Origin of the sequence: Sorangium sp. So ce367 (assembly GCF_051520455.1) — a bacterium.
In the GTDB taxonomy this organism is placed as follows: Bacteria; Myxococcota_A; Polyangia; order Polyangiales; family Polyangiaceae; genus Sorangium; species Sorangium cellulosum_B.
Genome location: NZ_CP150334.1, coordinates 4,776,147 through 4,795,060 on the forward strand (window position 1 = coordinate 4,776,147; position 18,914 = coordinate 4,795,060).

15 protein-coding genes are annotated in these 18,914 nt (G+C 70.5%); 6 read left to right on the forward strand and 9 right to left on the reverse strand.

Going from position 1 to position 18,914, the window contains the following annotated elements; all coding sequences use genetic code 11:
* Nucleotides 1–2 precede the first annotated feature (2 nt).
* From WME97_RS18150 to WME97_RS18165, 4 genes are all read right to left on the reverse strand, one after another.
* The gene (locus WME97_RS18150; RefSeq protein WP_437553319.1) at nucleotides 3–1,736 is read right to left on the reverse strand and encodes an acyl-CoA carboxylase subunit beta; all 1,734 of its coding nucleotides are present in this window, start codon (nucleotides 1,734–1,736) and stop codon (nucleotides 3–5) included.
* A gap of 186 nt (nucleotides 1,737–1,922) precedes the next feature.
* Nucleotides 1,923–3,269, reverse strand: coding sequence for an acetyl-CoA hydrolase/transferase family protein (locus tag WME97_RS18155; protein ID WP_437553321.1), 1,347 nt, complete (start codon nucleotides 3,267–3,269; stop codon nucleotides 1,923–1,925).
* 103 nt (nucleotides 3,270–3,372) lie between these two features.
* Nucleotides 3,373–3,783: a CBS domain-containing protein gene (locus WME97_RS18160; protein WP_437553323.1), complete on the reverse strand. Its 411-nt coding sequence runs from the start codon at nucleotides 3,781–3,783 to the stop codon at nucleotides 3,373–3,375.
* 93 nt (nucleotides 3,784–3,876) lie between these two features.
* Complete coding sequence (locus WME97_RS18165) at nucleotides 3,877–4,668, reverse strand: CBS domain-containing protein (RefSeq protein WP_437553325.1); 792 nt, start codon at nucleotides 4,666–4,668, stop codon at nucleotides 3,877–3,879.
* A 404-nt stretch (nucleotides 4,669–5,072) separates the two neighbouring features.
* Between WME97_RS18165 and WME97_RS18170 the strand changes: the two genes are divergently transcribed.
* Together WME97_RS18170 and WME97_RS18175 are read left to right on the forward strand one after the other, a co-directional pair.
* Nucleotides 5,073–5,747, forward strand: a complete 675-nt coding sequence (locus WME97_RS18170; RefSeq protein ID WP_437553327.1) for a universal stress protein — start codon at nucleotides 5,073–5,075, stop codon at nucleotides 5,745–5,747.
* Between the two features lie 140 nt (nucleotides 5,748–5,887).
* Nucleotides 5,888–7,177, forward strand: coding sequence for a sialate O-acetylesterase (locus tag WME97_RS18175; RefSeq protein WP_437553329.1), 1,290 nt, complete (start codon nucleotides 5,888–5,890; stop codon nucleotides 7,175–7,177).
* A gap of 211 nt (nucleotides 7,178–7,388) precedes the next feature.
* Here WME97_RS18175 and WME97_RS18180 read toward each other — a convergent pair whose 3' ends face one another.
* Entirely contained in the window at nucleotides 7,389–9,191 is a 1,803-nt protein-coding gene (locus tag WME97_RS18180; RefSeq protein WP_437553331.1) for a hypothetical protein, read from the reverse strand.
* Nucleotides 9,192–10,010: 819 nt separating this feature from the next.
* Here WME97_RS18180 and WME97_RS18185 point away from each other — a divergent pair.
* Genes WME97_RS18185 through WME97_RS18195 form a run of 3 tightly spaced genes read left to right on the forward strand, consistent with a single transcriptional unit; the run spans nucleotide 10,011 to nucleotide 12,397 of the window.
* A complete protein-coding gene (locus WME97_RS18185; RefSeq protein WP_437553333.1) occupies nucleotides 10,011–11,003 on the forward strand; it encodes a latent transforming growth factor beta-binding protein in 993 nt (330 codons plus the stop codon).
* Between the two features lie 40 nt (nucleotides 11,004–11,043).
* Nucleotides 11,044–11,202 carry a hypothetical protein gene (locus tag WME97_RS18190; protein ID WP_437553335.1) on the forward strand — a complete coding sequence of 53 codons (159 nt, stop codon included), beginning with the start codon at nucleotides 11,044–11,046 and terminating at the stop codon, nucleotides 11,200–11,202.
* A gap of 52 nt (nucleotides 11,203–11,254) precedes the next feature.
* Nucleotides 11,255–12,397, forward strand: a complete 1,143-nt coding sequence (locus tag WME97_RS18195) for an aromatic ring-hydroxylating oxygenase subunit alpha (protein ID WP_437553337.1) — start codon at nucleotides 11,255–11,257, stop codon at nucleotides 12,395–12,397.
* A gap of 44 nt (nucleotides 12,398–12,441) precedes the next feature.
* Here WME97_RS18195 and WME97_RS18200 read toward each other — a convergent pair whose 3' ends face one another.
* On the reverse strand, nucleotides 12,442–13,350 hold the full coding sequence (locus WME97_RS18200) for an SGNH/GDSL hydrolase family protein (protein WP_437553338.1): 909 nt from the start codon (nucleotides 13,348–13,350) through the stop codon (nucleotides 12,442–12,444).
* A 526-nt stretch (nucleotides 13,351–13,876) separates the two neighbouring features.
* Here WME97_RS18200 and WME97_RS18205 point away from each other — a divergent pair.
* Nucleotides 13,877–14,695, forward strand: coding sequence for a hypothetical protein (locus WME97_RS18205; RefSeq protein WP_437553340.1), 819 nt, complete (start codon nucleotides 13,877–13,879; stop codon nucleotides 14,693–14,695).
* Between the two features lie 36 nt (nucleotides 14,696–14,731).
* Here the strand turns inward: WME97_RS18205 and WME97_RS18210 are convergent, their stop codons facing one another.
* The 3 genes from WME97_RS18210 to WME97_RS18220 form a co-directional block, all read right to left on the reverse strand.
* Nucleotides 14,732–15,895, reverse strand: coding sequence for a zinc-binding metallopeptidase family protein (locus WME97_RS18210; RefSeq protein WP_437553342.1), 1,164 nt, complete (start codon nucleotides 15,893–15,895; stop codon nucleotides 14,732–14,734).
* Between the two features lie 250 nt (nucleotides 15,896–16,145).
* Nucleotides 16,146–16,295, reverse strand: a complete 150-nt coding sequence (locus WME97_RS18215) for a hypothetical protein (RefSeq protein WP_437553344.1) — start codon at nucleotides 16,293–16,295, stop codon at nucleotides 16,146–16,148.
* Nucleotides 16,296–16,415: 120 nt separating this feature from the next.
* Nucleotides 16,416–18,791, reverse strand: coding sequence for a family 43 glycosylhydrolase (locus tag WME97_RS18220; protein WP_437553346.1), 2,376 nt, complete (start codon nucleotides 18,789–18,791; stop codon nucleotides 16,416–16,418).
* Nucleotides 18,792–18,914: the final 123 nt, after the last annotated feature.

The window sequence follows — 18,914 nt, forward strand, 5'->3', positions numbered from 1 at the left end:
GATCAATGGAACTCCCGCTGAACACCGGTGAACGGCCCTGGCTGGTAGTGCCGCAGCAGGAACTCGAGGTTCTCTGCGATCACCGAGCGGAGCTCGCGCGGCATCACGAGCCGCGAGATGGAGCCCAGGCTGAGCCCCTCGCGCGGGTTCATGAGCTCCCGCTCGTACCGCGCGCTGAACTCGGCCTCTCTCGCCTTCAGCCACGCCGCGGCCTCGTCGCGGGCCTCCGCCTTCGCCTTGGCCTCGTCCAGGCCGCGGGCGAGCCGCTCCTTGACGCCCGCCTTCTCCCTGGCGCTCGCCTGCGCGCGCACCTTGCGGAGCTCGTCCTTGTAGACGAACTCCTTGCCGGCGGGGCCCATCACGGCGACGCGCGTCGTGGGGAGCGCGAGCACGACGTCCGCGCCCGTCGCGTAGTTGTTGAACGAGGCATAGGCGCCGCCGAACGCGTTGCGCACGAGCAGCAGGATGCGCGGGGTGCGCACGTCGATGATCGCGTCGAGCATGGCCCGGCCGGCCTGCACGATGCCCATCGCCTCTTGCTCCCTGCCCGGGAGGAACCCGGTTGTGTCCTCCATGAAGAGGAGCGGGATGTTGTAGAGGTTGCAGAAGCGGATGAAGCGCGCGTTCTTGTAAGCGGCCGCCACGTCGATCTGACCCGACGCGACCGCGCTGTTGTTCGCCACGAAGCCGACGACGCGCCCGCCGACCCGCCCGAACGCGGTGATCGTGTTGCGCGCGCGCTGCGGCTGCACCTCGAAGTAGTCGCCGTGATCGCAGATGCGCTGGATGATGATGTTGATATCGAGCGGCGTGTTGTAGCCCGTCGGCGACGAGATCGTCCTGCGGAGGAGCGTGTCGATCTCGGTCGTCTCCCGCCCCACCGGATCGCTCGTCCGCTGGAAAGGCGCGCTCTCGCGGTTGTTGCTCGGCAGGTAACCGAGCAGCCGTACGGTTGTGCGCAGCGCGCCCACCTCGTCTGGCACCGTGAGATCGGCCACCCCCGAGGCGCCGTGGACGCGCGGGCCGCCGAGGTCGTCGGGCGAGACCACCTCGCCGAGGACCGATTTGACGACCGCCGCCCCGGTCAGGCCGAAGAACGTGCCGCCCGGCTGGATGACGAAGCTGCCCTGCCGCGGCAGGTAGGAGCCGCCGCCCGCGTTGAACCCGAACATGCACATGATGCTCGGGACCACGCCGCTGATCTTGCGCAGCGCCGCGAACGCCTCGGCATAGCCGTCGAGCCCGCCGACGCCCGCGGGCACGTAGGCGCCGGCGCTGTCGTTGAGGCCGATGAGCGGGATGCCCCGCTCTCCCGCCAGCTGGAACAGCCGGGCGAGCTTGCGGCCGTTCGTCGCGTCCATCGACCCGGCGCGGATCGTGAAGTCGTGGCCGTACAGCGCCACGTCGCGGCTGCCGATGCGCAGGATCGCGGTGACCAGCGAGGCGCCGTCCAGGTTGGGCCCCCAGTTCTCGAAGACGACCCGCGGCGGCTCGGGCGTGAGCACCCGGATGCGCTCCCAGATCGTCATCCGGCCTTTGCCGTGCTGCCGGATGATGCTCTCCGGGCCCGCGGAGACATAGGGGCGCCTGCGGAGCTCCTCGGCCTCCCGGAGCGCCGCGTCGTACGCCGAGGCAGGCGCGGCCGGCGCCGAGGCACCCTCGTCGAGCGGATCGTCGAGCGAGGGCACGAGGGCGGAGGGATTCACGGCGACATCGTTGTGATCAAGAGGGCTCATGGACGGACGAGGCGCTCTATATCATAGTCATGGCAGGGTCCGGGGGCGCACCTCGCGCGCCCGGCGAGGCGCGTCACCGCGCCGGCATGTAGGGCGCGGCACGGGGCGCCGCGGCCACCTCGACCGGCTCGCGCGGCGCTCTCCGTCTGGACGCGGCGAGTCATGCGTGGCTGAGCCCGGCGCCCGTCAGGGGCAATCCGCGCGCGAGAGGACATGATCGCCGAACACATAGCGGCGCTGCTTGGCCGCGGCGAGCAGGTCGGCGCGGTGATCGGGGTGGGCGATCTCGATGAGCGCCAGCGCGCGCTCCCGGATGTTCCGGCCCCAGAGATCGGCGACGCCGTGCTCCGTCACCACGTAGTGCACGTCCCCGCGGCTCGTCACGATGCCGGCGCCCTGCTCGAACACCGGCTGGATCCGGCTGATCGTGCCGTCCTTCGCGGTGGACCGGAGCGCGATGATCGGCTTGCCGCCGGCGCTCCGCGCCGCGCCGCGGATGAAGTCGACCTGCCCCCCGATCCCGGAGAAGAAGCGGCCCATCAGCGTGTCGGCGGCGACCTGGCCCGTCAGATCGACGGCGAGGGCCGCGTTGATCGCGATCATCCTGTCGTTCCTCGCGATCGTCAGCGGATCGTTGGTGAAGGCGGACCCGCGCATCTCGATGACGGGGTTTTCGTGGGCCCAGGCGTAGAGGGCGCGGCTGCCGAGGAGGAACGAGGTCACGAGCTTCCCCGGCAGGAGGGTCTTCCTGCGGTTCGTGATGACGCCGCGCTGGACGAGATCCATCACGCCGTCGGAGAGCATCTCGGTGTGCACGCCGAGGTCGCTCCTGCCTCCCAGGGCGGCGAGGACGGCGTTCGGGATCTTGCCGATGCCGGTCTGGAGCGTCGCGCCGTCGGGCACGAGCGCCGCCACGTTGCGGCCGATGGCGCGGTCGACGTCGTCGAGCGGCTCGATCGCGCGCTCGGGGAGCTCGCGGTCCACCGGGACGAGGTGGGTTATCCGATCCACGTGCAAGAACGAGTCTCCGTGGGTGCGGGGCATCCTCGGGTTGACCTCGGCGAGGACCAGAGCCGCCGAGTCGACGGCGGCGCGGACGATATCGACGGAGACGCCGAGGCTGACGAAGCCGTGGGCGTCCGGGGGGCTCACCTGGATGAGGGCCACATCGATGCCCACCCGGCCCGAGAGGATCAGGCTCGGGATCTCGGAGAGGAAGACCGGCATGAAGTCGGCGCGCCCCTCGTGGATCGCCTCGCGGACGTTCTGGCCGATGAAGAAGGCCGTGTGACGGAACCGCCGCTCGAGGCCGGGGCGGACGTACGGCGCGGGGCCCTCGGTCATCAGGTGGACGATCTCGTTGCCGGCGAGGTGGTCGCCGGTCTCCACCATCGCGTTCACGAGCTCGGTCGGCTCCGCGGCGCCCGAGCCGACGAGGATGCGCCGCCCCGGGGGGATCGCGCGGGTGGCCTCCTCGGCCGTCTTGATCTTGTCGCCGAAGCGCGATCGCCAGTCCGTGATCGTCTGCTGCATCGTGTGCCTTCTTCCGGTGTTCTTGGGTGGATGAACGGAGCGTGTTCGCCGGCGTCGGGGCGGGCGACGGCCGGCCGCGCCGTCACGCGGGTCGAGCCTCGGGTCAGGAGATCTCTCTCTCGGTGAGCAGGGCGGCCAGCACGGCCAGCGCGTCGGTCGTCGTGAAGACGCCGACGACCTGCGCGCCGCTCAGCACCACCGCCGATCCGTACTTGTGCTCGGCCATCTCGCGGACCACCTCGGAGAGCGGGGCGCTCGGCGCGACGGCGTAGGGGCACGGCGACATGGCCTCGCTGACGAGCAGATCGTCCCCCTCTCGCTCCTTGAGCGTCTCTATCCAGTAGATGTCCCGCTCGGAGAGGATGCCGACCAGCCGGCCGCCGCTCAGCACCGGCAGGTGCCGGATGCGATGTCCGCGCATGAGCGCGCGGGCGAGGCCGACCTTCTGATCGGCGCCGATCGAGTGGGGGCTCCGGGTCATGCAGTCCTGGATGCGAATGGTGGAAGAGCTCATCGTGCCTCCCCTGGCGCTGGACGTCCGCGATGCTCCATTCGAGCTGATCGGACCGGCGCCCTTCGATCAAGCTCGGTTTGCCACGACATCTCCTCAGGCCCGCTTGCGCGCCGGCGGGATCAGGTACCCGCAGCATCGCCCGAACCACCGCAGCACGTCGAGCGACGACAGGATGCCGACGACCTTGCCGTCGTCCGCGACGACCGGCAGCCGGTGCACGCCCTCGTAGGCCATGAGCGACGCGGCCTGCCGGATGCTGGCGCTCTCGTGCAGCTGCACCACGACGGGCGTCATCACGTCGCGCGCGGTGACCCTGACGGGCTCGTAGACATGGAAGCCCTGATCCATCTCGAGCGGCGCGACCTCGTCCGACCGCGAGGCCACCCGCCGCGACTCCTCGGTGTCGCCGCGCTCCTCTGCTGCGCGGAGCACGTCGGCCCGCGACACCATGCCGACCGGCTTGCCCGCCGCGTCAACGACCGGCATCCCGCTGATCTCGTGGCGGACGAGCAGGGCCGTGATGTCGTCGAGGGAGACCTCCGATCGGATGCAGATGACGTCCTTGGTCATGATCTCCGCGAGCGGCGCCTCCGGATTCACGGCCACGTCGGCGCCCACGCTGCGCAGCGGAGCCGCTTCCCCCGTGCCCGGCGCCGCGTGGCTGGCGTGGCAGACGACCGACGTCGTGCGCGAGCTCTTGTCGAAGTGCAGCGCATGGAAGCGACTGCACGACTCGCACTCGCGCGCCGCCATCGAACGCTCCCGCACTGGACAGTAGACGGTCGCCACGACCGATTCCTCGCCGTCGTCTCCAACGATGCGTGCGCTGCGGATCGTGTGGTGCCGGAGCTGGTGCTCTCCGCCGGTAGGTCCAAGGGTTGTCATCGTCGTCTCCCGTTCGCCTCTGCGTCCTTCGCTCGAGGTGTGCCGTGGGATGAGCACCGTTCGTGCCATGCACGCGAGATCCCGGGCGTGCGGCGGCGGCCCTGGTACGCCGCGGTCGCGTCTGCGCCTCCGCGCGCCGTTTGCGCCGCGGCGCAAACGGCAGCCGGCTCCCTCGCGAGGCGCCCGCCCGCAGCGCTCGCGGCGCGACGAGCTCGCTCCCGGCCCGCGCGAAGCGTCCAGCGCGCGGGGAGAGCCCCGCTCGCGTGAGGGAGCCAGCGCGAAACCCTCCTCTCCGGCCTCCGGAACGCCTGGCATGCGGCGTGCTGAGTATTGGGCGAACGGGCAGATGGGTGGAGCGAGGCGACCGCGGGTCGGGGCCTCGCATGGAGGCTGAGGAGGCTGTCATGTCGAGCGCAAACGCAACGAATCGGTTCATCGTCGTCGTCGGGATCGACTTCTCGGAGCCGAGCAACCGTGCGCTTGATCAGGCGCTCGAGTCCGCTTGCTGTCGCGAGAACGCCGAGGTGCACGGGGTCTACGTCGAGCCCGAGAGCTGGGTCGGCGTCGGGCTCTCGCGGGCGCCCATGGTGGCCACCAAGCCCGACGTGGCGCTCCAGCAGCTCCAGCAGCGCGCGAGCGAGCGCGTGAGCGCCATGGGCGACAAGCTCGACGGGGGGCGGCTGAAGCGCGTCGTCGTCCACTTCCGCCGCGGGGATGCGGCCGAGAACATCGCGCAGCTCGCCGCCGACCTGGACGCCGACCTCGTGGTCGTCGGCTCGCACGGCTACCGCGGGCTCGAACGGCTGCTCCTCGGCTCCGTCGCCGAGCGCGTCTCCCGGCTCGCGCGCTGCCCGGTGTGGATCGTCCGGCCGAAGGATCACGCGACCGCCGGCCGGGTCCCCGAGATCGAGCCGCCCTGCCCGGAGTGCGTGAGGCACCGGCAAGAGACGGGCGGCGCAGCGCTCTGGTGCGCGCGCCACTCGGAGCACCACGTCCGGCCGCACCGCTACTCGTATGCGACCAACGGGGTCTACGCGGCGTCGAGCACGGCCTACCAGTCGACGCCCGAAGCGACGTGATCGCGGGGCGAACTCGACGGGGCCGCGCGTCTGTCATGTACACAAGCGCCCGATACGCGCCGTGAGGACGCGAGGCGAGCGCGATCCCGCCGCGTTGACGTTCGTTGACGTTCCACCGCGCGCGCGGGATACACAGTGCAATGAAGCGGTCTTGCATCGCCCTGGCGGCTTTCGTGCTGTCCCTCTCCGCTCGCGCGATCGCGCAGCCGGTGAAGGTGTTCGTCCTCGCGGGCCAGTCGAACATGGTCGGCTACGGCGTGGGCCGCCAGCTCCCGGTCGAGCTCCAGAGCCAGCCGGACGTCTGGTACGACCACTACAACCCCGACGCGCGCGAGGGAGGGCCGTACGCCGCGGCGACGAGCGCCGACTGGGGGCCGCTCGAGCCGAAGGGCGAAGCCCGCCGCTACGGGCCCGAGATCACGTTCGGCCGCGCGATCGCCGCGGCGTACCCGGAGCACCGGATCGCGATCGTGAAGATGGCCCAGGGGGGCACCAACCTCGTCGATCACTGGGGGCGCGGCCTCGCGCCGGATCCCGAGGTGCTCTACAAATCGCAGCTCTACCACGCGCTCCTCGGCAAGCTGGACTCCGCGACGTACGAGGGCGACCGCGCCCTCCGTTATCCCGAGGAGGTGACGAGGCTCGACGGCGCCCTGGCGAGGCTCGAGTCGGAGGGGCACCCGTACGAGATCGCCGCGCTCGTCTGGATGCAGGGCGAGAACGAGGCGGGGTGGTCGGCCGCGTTCTCCTACGGCGACACGCTGCGCGGCTTCATCGCGGCGATCCGCGCTGACCTCGGCGTCCCCGGGCTCCCGGTCGTGCTCGGCAGGGTCAGCGACAACCTCTACCCCGCGAACGGCGGGCCCATCGCCGCCGGAAAGGAGGCGAACATCGACGCCGTGCGCGCGGCGCAGGTGACCGTGGCCGAGGAGGACCCGCGGGTCGCATGGGTCGACACGGACGACTTCACCGCGCGATCGCCCGACGACACGTATCACTTCGACTCCGCCGCGTACCAGCTCCTCGGCGAGCGCTTCGCCGAGGCGTACCTCGCGCTCGTCCGCGAGGAGGGCTCGTCGACCGCGTCGTCGGCGAGCAGCGCCGGGAGCGCGGTCGCAGGGGGAGGGGGCGCCACGGGAGGCGGCGCGACCGGAGATGGCGCCACGGCCGTATCGAGCGGGAGCACGGCGACGGCGGGCGGCGCCGGGAGCGAAGGCGAGAGCGGGAGCGGCGCCACGGCCGTATCGAGCGGGAGCGCGGCGGCGACGGGCAGCGCCGAGGCCGCGGCCAGCTCGGGCGGGGTCGCGCCCGGGAGCGCCGGCGGCTGCGGCTGCCGTACCGCCGCCGGCCAGGGCCCCGGGGCGGCGGCAGCGCTCGCGCTCGTCGCGCTCGCAGGCCTGCGCCGCCGCCGCTCGCGCGGGCAGGGCTGAGCGCCGAGCGGCGCCTCGTGGAGAGCTGGTGGAGCGGGGAGGGGGCGCGCGCCGGCTGCGCCAGGAGTGGTGGAGCAGCCGCGTCGCGCTTCGTGGGAGAGGCCTCGTCGTCGCCTCACGGCGACGCGGAGGTTCATCGCTTCAGGGGAGCCGCAGGGGTCCGTCGTCAGGTCGTACGGACCAGCCTGCGAGCCTGCCGGTCATCGGGTCATCATTGCGGGACGCAGCCGTTCTCCGCCGTGCACTCATAGCCGTCGCGGCAGTCGGCGTCCGTCTCGCACGCGTGGTTGCAGGTGCTGTCCACTGCGGCGCAGATGCCGCCCTCGGCGCAGTCGGCGTCCGTCTCGCAGTCGCCCGTGCAGGAGCCGCCAGGCCAGCCGTCGTAGCACATGCCGCTGATGCACTCGCTGTCGGCGGTGCAAGCGTCGCCGTCGACGTTATCGGCCGGCGCCGGGGGCGCCGGGAGGCAGCCCTCCGGCGTGCACTCATAACCGTCGCGGCAGTCGGTGTCCGTCTCGCACGCGCTGTTGCAGGTGTCGTCCGATGCGCAGACCCCGCCGCCGGCGCAGGGACTCGATGCGTCACAGTAGCCCGAGCAGTAGCCGCCGGGCCAGCCCCACTCCTCGAGGACGCAGAAGAGGCCGGCGCAGTCGGTGTCCGCCGTGCAAGGGGCACCGTCGGCGCCCTCGCCGGGCGGCGGGGCGCAGCGACCCACCTCCACAACGCAGGTTGCACCCTCGCCCGTGCACTGAGCGTCGCTGGTGCAGGCCGGAGCGCAGAGCCCCTGGTCGCACCCATAGCCGTCGCGGCAGTCGGCGTCCGTGTCGCACTCGACGAGGCAGAAGCCTGCGTCGATGCAGGTGCCGCCGTCGCAGTCGCTGTCATCCTCGCACTCACCCGTGCAGAAGCCGCCCGGATAGCCGTCGACGGCCTCGGTGACGCAGAGGTAGCCACCGCACTGGGCGTCCGTCTCGCAAGCGCTGCCGTCCGGGAGGTAGCAGCCGCCGGACGCCTCGTGGCACGAGCCCACCTCCGTGCACTGATCATCGCTGGTGCAGCCCATCCAGCAGACCCCGTCGTCGCACGCATAGCCGTCGCGGCAGTCCGCCGACGTCTCGCACGCGGCCATGCAGATGGCGAGTGTCTGGCTCACCTGGGTGCAGACGCCGTCGCCACAGTCGTCGTCCGACAGACAGCCGGCGGTACAGTAGCCGGAAGGCCAGCCAGTATCGTCCTCCTCGAGGCAGATGTCGCTGGCGCACATCGCATCGCTGGCACAGGCAGCGCCGGGGCCACCGAGCTCGCCGCCGCCGGCGCCGGTGGTGGTGACCGCCGTCGTGGAGGTGACGCCGCCGCCGCCGTCCCCGCCAGCGCCCGTGGTGACCGAGGTCGTGGAGGTGACGCTGCCGCCGCCGTCGCCGCCAGCGCCCGTGGTGACCGAGGTCGTGGAGGTGACGCTGCCGCCGCCGTCGCCGCCGGCGCCCGTGGTGGCCGAGGTCGTGGAGGTGACGCTGCCGCCGCCGTCGCCGCCAGCGCCGGTGGTGGCAGCGGCCGAGGTCGACGAGGCGCTGCCGCCGCCGTCGCCGCCAGCGCCGGTGGTGGCCGCGGCCGAGGTCGAGGCCGCGCTGCTCGATGAGGCCGAGCTCGAGGTGGTGCCGCCGCCCGCTCCGCCGCCGCCCGTGTCGCCGCCGCCGTCGCCGCCGGCGCCGCCTGCACCGCCGCCGCCCGTGTCGCCGCCGCCGTCGCCGCCGGCGCCGCCGGTGCCGCCGGTGCCGCCCGCACCGCCGCCGCCCGTGTCGCCGCCGCCGTCGCCGCCGGTACCGCCGGTACCGCCGCCGCCCGTATCGCCGCCGCCGTTTCCTGACGTGCTGCTGGCCGAGGTGGCGCCTTCGCCGCCGGTGCCGCCGCCCGCACCCCCGCCGCCCCCGGTCCCGATGATCGTCGCGTCGTCGTCGCCGCACGCCGTCGTCATCAGTCCAAGAACGAAGAGACACACCAAAGATCGCATCTTCATCCGCTGCTCTCCAGCCGGTAGGGGTCCAGTGACGCGGCGCCGGCCGTCGGAGGCGAGGAGCCGCAGCGCGAACCGCGCGCACGCATCTTCTGTCGAAACGATGCGGATGCCAACGCCTCTTTACTCCTTCACGGCGCTTTCGGGCGGAGGGCGCCCGCGCAGTCCGCGTCCTACCTCGTCCACGCTCATCCTCGCCCCGGGCCAACGACGAACGCAGCAGCTTTTCGACGGCCGAGCGCGCGCGATTGTCGCGTCCGCTCCACGTTTGTGGAGCGCGTTTTGGAGGTCGCGACGCTCTCTTCTCCACTCGTTTTCACCCGTTGCACCCGTCCGGCGAGGCGTCCTTGCCGACCAGCGCGTTTCACTTCTCAGCACCTTCCCGAGCCCGAGTGCACCTCCCGATGTCCGTGAGGTTTCGGGCGTCCGCTCCTCAGCTCGTTGGCAAGCCCGAGCGCATCGAGCGCACCTCCTGAGTTCGGTGAAGCGTTGGCCATTCCGCCCCTGTCGCCACGAGCGCAGCGGCGGCCGCTGCCCCGTCCGCTGTCGGCCCCAGCGTCGCCTCGCGACGCGTTGTCGGCCCCAGCGTCGCCTTGCGATGATTGACCGGTCGCCGCCGGGGCTGGTATAGGTAGCCGTTTTCTTTGAGTTGAATTTTTCAGTCACAGTCGAAGCGAAAGGCGGTCGAGCGCGGTGTGCGCAGGTGAAGGGTGCCCTGGTGCTTCCAGTGCCAGCCATGTCGTCGTGCCTTTGCCGCGTCGCGTCGGCGCCCTGCGCCTCGGCGGACGACCTCTCATTTCAGCCAGAGGATGAGGAGACCCCATGCGTGTCCGACACGTGATGATCACAGCAGCGATCGCCGGTCTGTTCGCGGCCTGCGCCAGCTCGGGGAGCGATGGTGGCAAGACCGAGCAGCCGGTCTACGGGACGGTCTGCGAGGCCCGCTGCGCCTGCGAGGACTGCTCTGGCGACGAAGAGGGCCTGTGTGAGGCCGAGGAGGAAGCCATCGCCAGGCGAGCCGAGGAGCGCTGCCAGGACGAGCACACGGCGTACATCGACTGTGTCAGGCTGGAGGGCCGGTGCGTGGACGGTCATCACCTGGCGGAGGTCTGCGACGTGCATGCGGCGGCCTTGATGGGCTGTCTCGATCCCACGGATCACTGCCCCAGCGCGGGTGATGGCACCTGCGACGAGCCCCAGGGCACCGGCAAGTGCCCGGCTGGGACCGACCGCGCCGACTGCCTCTCTCACTGTCCCTCGACCGGCAACGGCACCTGCGACGAGCCCGAGGGCACGGGCCGGTGTCCGGAGGGCACGGACGTCGACGACTGCGAGCTCGCGCCGTGCGACCGCGTGCAGGACGGCGTCTGCGACGAGCCCGAGGGCACGGGCGAGTGCGAGGAGGGCACGGACGTCGCGGACTGCGCGGCGGGCGAGCCGTGCGATTCCACGAACAACGGCGAGTGCGACGAGCCCGAAGGCACCGGTCTCTGCGAGGAGGGCACGGACCTCGCCGATTGCAACGCCACCATGGCCTGCGACGACCTCGACGAGTGCGGCAGCGACACGAGCGGGTGCATCGGATGCGCGGTCCAGGGGAGCTGCGCCGATGAGCTCGATGCGTGCACCCTCGACGACGAGTGCCCCCGGTTCGCTCAGTGCGCCGTGACCTGCAGGGACGGGGACGACGCCTGCTTCACCGCGTGCATCGACAAAACTCCGGATGGCGCGGAGCTCTATCTCAACTACGACAGATGCGTGAACTGCGATGAGTGTTATTACTCGTGCGGCAACGCCAGCATCCTCGGGTGCTGATCCGTGGCTCATCCCAGCGCTGCGGGGGAGATGAGCCTGCTTGATCGACGGACCGTTCGCGGGCTCTCGGCCCGCGCCGCCCTCCTGGCCTCCCTGGCCCGCGTCGCCTCGTGCGGAGGGCCTCTCCGCCGGCGATCTCGTGGCGTACCGCGTCGCCCTCGAGCTGGCCTCCGGCGTCGACGCGCAGCCGGCCCGCTGAGCCGCTCCCGGGCGGCGCGATCCGCGCCCTCGTTCTGGTAACATCGCCCGTCTTGCCGGAGCTCCCTCTCACCCCCGCCGATCTCGACGCGGTGCTGGCGCCGCTCCCCAGCGCCCGGCCGCTGCCCGCGCGCGCGTACTGGGACGAGGACGTCTTTGCCTTCGAGCAGGCCGAGATCTTCGGGCGCTCCTGGCTCTGCGTCGGCCGCGAGGACGAGATCGCCCGCCCGGGAGAGTGGCTGCTCGCCCCCCTCACGCCGGCGGGCGTCGTCGTCCTCCGCGGCGCCGATCTGGAGATCCGCGCGTTCCACAACGTCTGCCGCCACCGGGCGGCGACGCTGCTCGACGGCCCGTGCGGCCGCCTCGCGCACCTCGAGTGCCCGTACCACGGCTGGACCTACGAGCTCTCCGGCGCGCTGCGCGCCGCGCCCCACGCGCCGCCCGGCTTCGACCGCGGCGCGCACGGGCTCCTCCCGGCGCGCGCCGGCGCCCTCTTCGGCTTCCTCTTCGTGACGCTCGATCCCGGCGCGCCGCCGCTCGAGAGCGCGATCGGCGAGGCGCCTCCCTGGCTCTCGCGCCCCGGGCTGCGCTCGCTCCGGCGGGGCAGGCGGGTGGAGTACGAGGTCGCCGCGAACTGGAAGCTCTGCGCGGAGAACTTCCAGGAGTCTCACCATTTCCCGCGCGTGCACCCCGCGCTGGAGCGGCTGACCCCGTGCGACGACGCCGTGTCCTGGGGCCGGGGCGGCCCGTGGCTCGGCGGTGTCATGGACCTCGCGCCCGGTGCCGACACCGTCTCCACGAGCGCGGCGCCCGGCGCGCGGCCGCTCATCGTCCCCGAGGCGGAGCGGCGGCGCGTGCGCGACGCCATGCTCTTCCCGGGCCTGCTCACGAGCCTCCAGCCCGACTACCTGCTCACGTACCGGCTCGCCCCGCGCGCGCCCGACCGGACGCTCGTGATCGCCGACACGTACTTCCACCCCGCGGCGTTCACGCCGGGCTTCGATCCGGGCGACGTGTTCACGTTCTGGGACGCTGTGAACCGGGAAGACCGCGCCATCTGCGAGCGGCAGCAGCGCGGGATCCGCGCGCCCGGCTACACGCCGTCGACCTACGCCATGGTGGAAGACGGCGTCCACGCCTTCGACGGCATGGTCGCGCGCAGGTACCTCTCGGCGCTCCGCGCGGGGACGGCGTGAGCGAGCGCTGCGGCCGGCGGGGTCGCCGGTAGATCGGTCTCCGGTTACTGCGCGACGCAGTTCTCCTTCATCACTTCCCAGACTGCATCTCCGGTGGCGATGCTACCGGCAGAGGTGGGGTGGATTCCGTCTTGCGTATACTCGTTGTGTCCGTTCCAGGTCGGACGAAGGTCCAACCAGTAACACTTCGGCGACGTGAGCCCGTCGCACAACGCCTTCATCTTCGGCCGGAGCGTGTCGAGGCAGCTCTTGAGCGACGAGAAGTTGTTTCCGATGGGGTCTGGATAGAAGAAATAGACCACCTTCTCGACGTTGTCCTTCTCCATGGTCTCGAACAGCGACTGCGCCGCCGCGAGGGCCGCGTCGCCGTCCCCTCTCAACAAGCAGTCGTTCCCGCCGCCATCCATCAGCACGTACTTGATCATGCCGTTCTCCGCGGCCTTGCGGTACTGGCTGGGGATCTGATCGTTGGCGAGCGTCGTGCCGCTGACGGAGTTGTCGATGTAGCGGTCGTTCTGAGGGAGGGAGCCGTTGGCCTTGGCCTGCTTTTCGATCTGCTGCGTGATGCCGTGAGTCGCGGCGATGAACGATTCTCCGATGACCGCGACTTGATTCCCCTTGGTCTGGCCCTTGACGCACTCGCCCGGTTCACCGCCCGTGCCGACCGTCTCTCCTCCGCTGGCCGAGCTGCTGGCCTCCGCGGTGCTTGCGCTGCTGCTGCTGCTGCTGCTCGAGGTGCTCCCGGCTGTCGCGCCTCCGGCGCCGGTCGTGGCCGCACCGCCCGTGCCGACCGTGGCCGTGGTCTCCGCGCTGCTGGAGGTGGTCTCGTCAGGGGCGCCTCCGCCGGCCGAGGACGTACCACCGTCATTCGCCTCACCGCAGGCCCAGATGCCGATGCTCAGGAGACCGAGAACGCTCAGTTTCGTAGCGACGTAGGAACGTGTCGACCTCATTTTATTTCTCCAGTGTCCGCTTGGCGCCGAGGTTTCAAGCGGCGAAAGCCACTCATTGCCTTGTATTGACGATTCAGCCATGCATCGAAGGGCCGCGTTCGCCCGATGCAGGTGACTGCCACGACGTCGTACCCAAGCCGGCTGACGCGATGTATAGGCATACTCGCCTATGCCTCGATGCGAGACGTCACGGCCATATTGGTGGATTGAACAATTCGGGCGAGAGTCGAATTCGGTGTCTGCGCCACGGCCCATCCTTCTGGGAGGCCCCCGAGGCGCTCGGTCCCGCGCGCTCCACGCCCGAGCCCGGCTCCCCGCCCGTGCTGGTTCACGCCAGGCTTCGATCCGGGCCACGTGGGCGCCTCCTGGGACGCCGCGAACCGGGAGGAGCGCGCCATCTGCGCGCGCCGGCAGCGCGGGATCCGCGCGCCGGGCCGCGCCTCGTCGACCTGCGCCCTGGTGGAGGACGGCGCCCACACGTTTGACGGCATGGTCGCGCGCGGGTACCGCTCGGAGCGAGGACGGCATGAGCAAGCTCTGCGGCCTGTGGGGCCGCCCCTACATCGACCTGTCGCCGCTGATCGACGCCGCGTGCTTCCCCGAGCTCGATCGCGAGATCGTGCGCGGCCTCTGCCGCGTCGAGCCCTCGTACACCGGCGGCAGCCTGAAATGGATGGGCGTGGTCGCGCCCTGGGTGCGCGACGACCCGTACGTGGATTACGGGGAGGTCATCGGGGGCTTCTCGCGCGACGAGTTCTGCGACTTCATCGCGCTCGGCGACGACCCGTCCGCCTTCGATCCCGACCGGCGGCGCGAGTACACGTTCGGAGACGAGACGGATCACCCGCTCACGCGGGCGCAGATGCTGTACCTGAAGTACCGCTACGGCGTCTATTTCCCCTGGAAGGTCTGCTATCATCTGCTCGAGAACGATCGCTGGGAAGACAAGCACTCTGGCGCGGGCAAGGACTTTTCGGCGGAGGCCAGGGCGACGTTCCCCCGGACGGTCGAGTTCATCCGGGGCCTGCCGTTCGTCGAGATCGGGCGGTGCGTGATCTTCGGCCTCGAGGCGAACGATCATGCGCCCGCGCACCGGGACACCGAGCCTGGGAGCGCGATCGGCGCGGCGCAGTCCATCTCGTTCGACCCGCGCGGCGACAAGCGGTTCTATGTCTGCGACAGGGCAGGGGAGGAGCGCACGGTCGTCCGCGCGCCCATCTACTGGTTCAACGACATGGATTACCACGGGGTCGAGCCGGACCCGTTCTTCCGGTACTCGATCCGCGTGGACGGCGTGTTCAAGCCGGAGTTCGTGAAGCAGCTCCAGCGCTTGTACGGGCGGTAGGCGCGGGCGAGCGCCCTTTCGTGCGTGCTCCGCTGGCTAGCGCACCGCCGGCGAGGCCCCGTTCACCACGAGGTGGATGAACTGCAGCTTCGCCACGGCGGGGCGCGGCAGCACGAACGGGTAAAAGTCATGCTGGCCCATGCTGCGCGACATCTCGTTGAGCACGGCCGTCAGCTCCACCCAGGCGTTCAAGAAGCCCAGGAAGGTCTCGGCCCCTCGGTCGTCCGGCCGCCACAGCGCGTCCGCGCCCCATGGCTCGACGTCGAGCTCCACATCATCGGCGTCGATGCCGAAGCTGAGGGCCGTATCGACGGTGTCGACCATGTGGAGATAGTGGGCCCAGGTCTCGGCCCAGTCTTCCCACGGGTGCATGCTGGCGTAGGCGCTGACGAAGCGCTCGGGCCAGTCCGCCGGCGGCCCCTGCTCGTAGTTGGCCTTCAGCGCGGCGGCGTAGTCCTGCTGCTCGTCGCCGAACAGCTCCCGGAACGGGGCCAGCCACCCGGTGTCCTTCACCAGGCGGTCCCAGTAATAATGGCCGACCTCGTGGCGGAAATGCCCGAGCAGCGTGCGGTAGGGCTCGCGCATCGCGGCGCGGGTGCGCTCGCGCGTGGCGTCGTCCGCCTCCTCGATGTTCAGCGTGATCACGCCGTCGGCGTGGCCGGTCATCACCCTGGGCCCGTCGGGCGGCGAGGCGAGGAAGTCGAAGCAGAGGCCGCGCTCCGGATCCTCGCCGATCCTGGACTTCACCGGAAGGTTCAGCGCCAGGAGCTGCGACACGAGCCGTCGTTTGGCCGTCTCGAGCAGCCGCCACTGCGCCTGGTGCTCGGCGACGGAGAGATCTGGAATGGTGCGGTTGAGCCGGCACGCGGCGCAGAGCGCGGGCGCCTCCGCCGCCGCCGGTATCAGCCAGTTGCAGCCCGACGCCAGGTCGAAGTTGCCGCAGCGCCTGTAGAGCTGCGGCGCGTCCGCCGTGTCGTGCCATATCTGCCACGTGCCCTCGGTCGGGCCGGCCTTGAGCGGCAGGACCTGGGCGCGATCGGGCTCGTAGCCGAGCGGCGCCTTGCAGGCGAGGCATTCGCTGTTGCGGAAGAACACCGGCCTTTCACACTGGCAGCGGTAAGCGCGCGGGGCGGTGGGCTGCTTGGTCCGCTTCCAGGCGCTGCGCAGGCGCGCGATCAGACTGTCAAAGCGATTGGTCATGGAGGGTTGAGCGGCCTCGATCGTGTCGGCCTCAGCTCACGATCGCAAGAGTCGCAAGTTGTATGCCAGGCTTGTGGCTCGGCGCTCGCGACACGGGCAGGACCTAACGTGCCGTGGACGGACGTCGCGAAGTGTCTCGGTGTGGCAACAATGCCGGCGACCCGACCCAGGTTGAGCGCTTCAGCCCGACCCGGGTTGGGAATCGACCCCCCGCCTCCCCGGCGCTCGCGCTGCTGCTGCGCGCGCCTCGCTACTTCGTCGCGCGGTAGCTCTCCGGCGGCCCCAGGTAGCTCGGCTTGAGCCCGCCCGTGTCCACCACGAGCTTGCCTGGCACGGCGAGAGCGGCAGGCCCGTCGGCCCCGAGCGCGCCGGCTCCGGCGGGCGTACGGGGCCGCGCCACACTTCTTGGAGGTTCAGGTCCAGCCGCAGCTTCCTCGCTGCTCGCGGCCGTCAGGCCGGCCGGGAAGGGGGCGACCGCCGGCGACTCCGCCGGCGGCTTTGCCACCCGTGGCGGGCAAGGTCAGTTGGTGGGCACGAAGCGCAGCGATGCGAGGCGCACGAGCTCGCCCTGGCCGCCCTTCACCTTCAAGTAGACCTCGTGCGTGCCCGACGTGGGCGCCACGTTGCACGTCGTCGTCGTCCACTTCTCCCAGCCGTCCGTACCGGGGAGGGCGCAGGTGCCGATCATCGAGCCGCCTGCCAGCGGATCGATCCAGACCTCCACGGTGCCGCCGGCCCCGGCGCTCGAGGCCTCCAGCGCGATCGCCTTCGACTTCACACCCCCGCTGCCGAGGTCGACGCTCCCGAACATGGCCCAGTCGCCGTTCTCCAGATCACCCAGCACCGGTCCCGCCGACGTGCTCGACACGACCTGGGCGCCGGACTGCTGGTCCGCCTCCGCGGCCGGGATCGGGGTGAATCCGTCACGATAGGTGAACAGGTCGAAGTAGGCACGGCTATTGGTCGCGAACATGCCGGCCTGGTTGCCAATCCAGGTGTGAGCCATGGCATAGAACCCGTCGAGCGTGGAGACGTCGATCTCGGTGCCTACCTGGGTCCATTCGACTCCATCCGTGCTGAACCAGCCCGTGGCCTTGTGCTCGGAGCGGACCAGCTTCAGCCAGACCGCTTTCCCGGCGGGTGCGGGGACCGACGCGCCCACCACGACCGGCTCGGCAAGCTCGGTGTACGCAGCCCCCGCCTCGGCCGGGGCCTGCACCGAGCGCGACCGGAAGGAGAAGCGAATCATGTCCTCCTCGCCCTCCATCACCCGCGCCACCGAGACGTCCATGATGGCGGGGAGCCTGAACTTCTCGCTGTCGTTCATCCACGTCGGGCAGGAGAGCACCTGCTCGTCCTGCCAGTAGCCGTTGCCCACGCGGATGCCGGCCGCGTCCCCGTCGGCCGCGGGCGCGAACTCGACCTTCGCGACCATGCTGCTCGAGTGCAGCGCGTCCTTCTGAACGACCCACGTGGTCTCTCCGGTACCCGGCGTGATCCGCAGCCACCCCGGGCGATCCACCACCGAGTACTTGTCCTCCGACGCGCCGTAGGTGGTCCACGCGGGGTCGATCGTGGCCGACGAGAAATCGTCGTTCACGGGCAGCAGGAAGGGCACGCCGCTCTGCGGCAGCTTGGGCGCGGACAGATCGCCCTTCTTGGTCGGGTAGTGCGGGACCGGGATCGTCTTCCCGTCCACCTCTTGGTCGACCCAGGTCACCTCCAGCAGCAGCCCCTCGCGGCCAAGCCCCTGCCAGTCGCCGTTCTTCGAGGTCTTTGTGTCGTCGGTGCCCACGTTGCTGCAGTCGTACGAGTGGGCAAAGGCCCACCACGAGCCGTCCTCCAGCGCGATCGGCGACGTGGTGTGCTGGACGCCGGCGTACGGCTCCTCGCCGGTAAGGACGTAGCCGAGCCACGTCCAGTCCTCGGGGGTGCTGCCGACCAGCTTCTTCGACGCCCAGGCGTGCAGCTGGCCGCCGCAGGCCGTGTGCGTCGAGACGAAGTAGTAGTACCAGTCGCCGCGCTTGGCCATCGTCGGCCCCTCGGCCCACTTGCTCCAGTCAGGATTCGTGAAGTCGCCGCAGCCGCCGGTCTCCTGATCCCAGTTGATGAAGCTCATGTCGATGCTCGACTCGGGCAGCAGCATCCCGGTCTTGGGATCGATCTCCGTGACCAGGTTGATGCCGAAGTCGTTGGGGTGCTCCGCGTCCCACTTGCACAGACCGTTCTTGATGATCATGTACGTCTTGCCGCTGTCGGGATCGACGAACACGGAATTGTCGGAGCCGGTCCCTCGTTCGTACGAGGTCTCGCTGCCGGGCGGCGTGTAGGGGAAGATGTCGACCTTGGTGGGCTCTGACCACGGGCCCTCGAGGCTCGGCGCCGAGGAGAAATGCTGGGTGGCCCCGATGGAGTAATAGACCCGGTACACATCGCCGGCCTTGACGATGAAGCCGCCCCAGGTGCCCTGGCCCGGGCCGAGCTGCGCCTCCAGCGCGGGAGCGGTGGAGTGGACCACCCGGTTCATGCGCTCCCAGTGAAGGAGATCCGTCGAGCGCAGGATCTCGAAGGCGGGCATCATGTGGAAGTTCGACCCGACCAGGTAGAAGTAGTCGCCTTCCCGGTAAATGTTCATGTCCGGGTGATCACCGGGCAGAACGGGGTTCTGGTAGGTCGTCACCTCGAAGGCCGCGTCGCCGTCGCCGCCCGCCCCACCGCCGCCGGCGTTCGGAGAGCCACCCGCGCCGCCGTCGCCGCCGGAGCCGCCGTCGCCGCCGCCGTCGCCGCCAGTTCCACCTCCCGATCCGCCCTGACTTGAGGAGCTTGTCGAGGTAGGTCCGGACGAGGTGCTAGAGCCCGCCGAGCTGGGATTGGGCTCGTCCGAGCCGCACCCCATCGCGATCAATCCAACGAAAGTGACAATCCCTGCTGCATAAGAGCGCACGATGACCTCTCAGTTCCTTGTTGTGGACCCTTGAATTCCCGAGGGCGTCCGAAATGATCAATGAACGGGCACGAA

Bases quoted from the DNA above. Each gene is read 5' to 3' on its own strand.
- WME97_RS18150 (WP_437553319.1), bottom strand. From the start codon at position 1,736: ATGAGCCCTCTTGATCACAACGATGTCGCCGTGAATCCCTCCGCCCTC.
- WME97_RS18155 (WP_437553321.1), bottom strand. From the start codon at position 3,269: ATGCAGCAGACGATCACGGACTGGCGATCGCGCTTCGGCGACAAGATC.
- WME97_RS18160 (WP_437553323.1), bottom strand. From the start codon at position 3,783: ATGAGCTCTTCCACCATTCGCATCCAGGACTGCATGACCCGGAGCCCC.
- WME97_RS18165 (WP_437553325.1), bottom strand. From the start codon at position 4,668: ATGACAACCCTTGGACCTACCGGCGGAGAGCACCAGCTCCGGCACCAC.
- WME97_RS18170 (WP_437553327.1), top strand. From the start codon at position 5,073: ATGTCGAGCGCAAACGCAACGAATCGGTTCATCGTCGTCGTCGGGATC.
- WME97_RS18175 (WP_437553329.1), top strand. From the start codon at position 5,888: ATGAAGCGGTCTTGCATCGCCCTGGCGGCTTTCGTGCTGTCCCTCTCC.
- WME97_RS18180 (WP_437553331.1), bottom strand. From the start codon at position 9,191: ATGAAGATGCGATCTTTGGTGTGTCTCTTCGTTCTTGGACTGATGACG.
- WME97_RS18185 (WP_437553333.1), top strand. From the start codon at position 10,011: ATGCGTGTCCGACACGTGATGATCACAGCAGCGATCGCCGGTCTGTTC.
- WME97_RS18200 (WP_437553338.1), bottom strand. From the start codon at position 13,350: ATGAGGTCGACACGTTCCTACGTCGCTACGAAACTGAGCGTTCTCGGT.
- WME97_RS18205 (WP_437553340.1), top strand. From the start codon at position 13,877: ATGAGCAAGCTCTGCGGCCTGTGGGGCCGCCCCTACATCGACCTGTCG.
- WME97_RS18210 (WP_437553342.1), bottom strand. From the start codon at position 15,895: ATGACCAATCGCTTTGACAGTCTGATCGCGCGCCTGCGCAGCGCCTGG.
- WME97_RS18220 (WP_437553346.1), bottom strand. From the start codon at position 18,791: ATGGGGTGCGGCTCGGACGAGCCCAATCCCAGCTCGGCGGGCTCTAGC.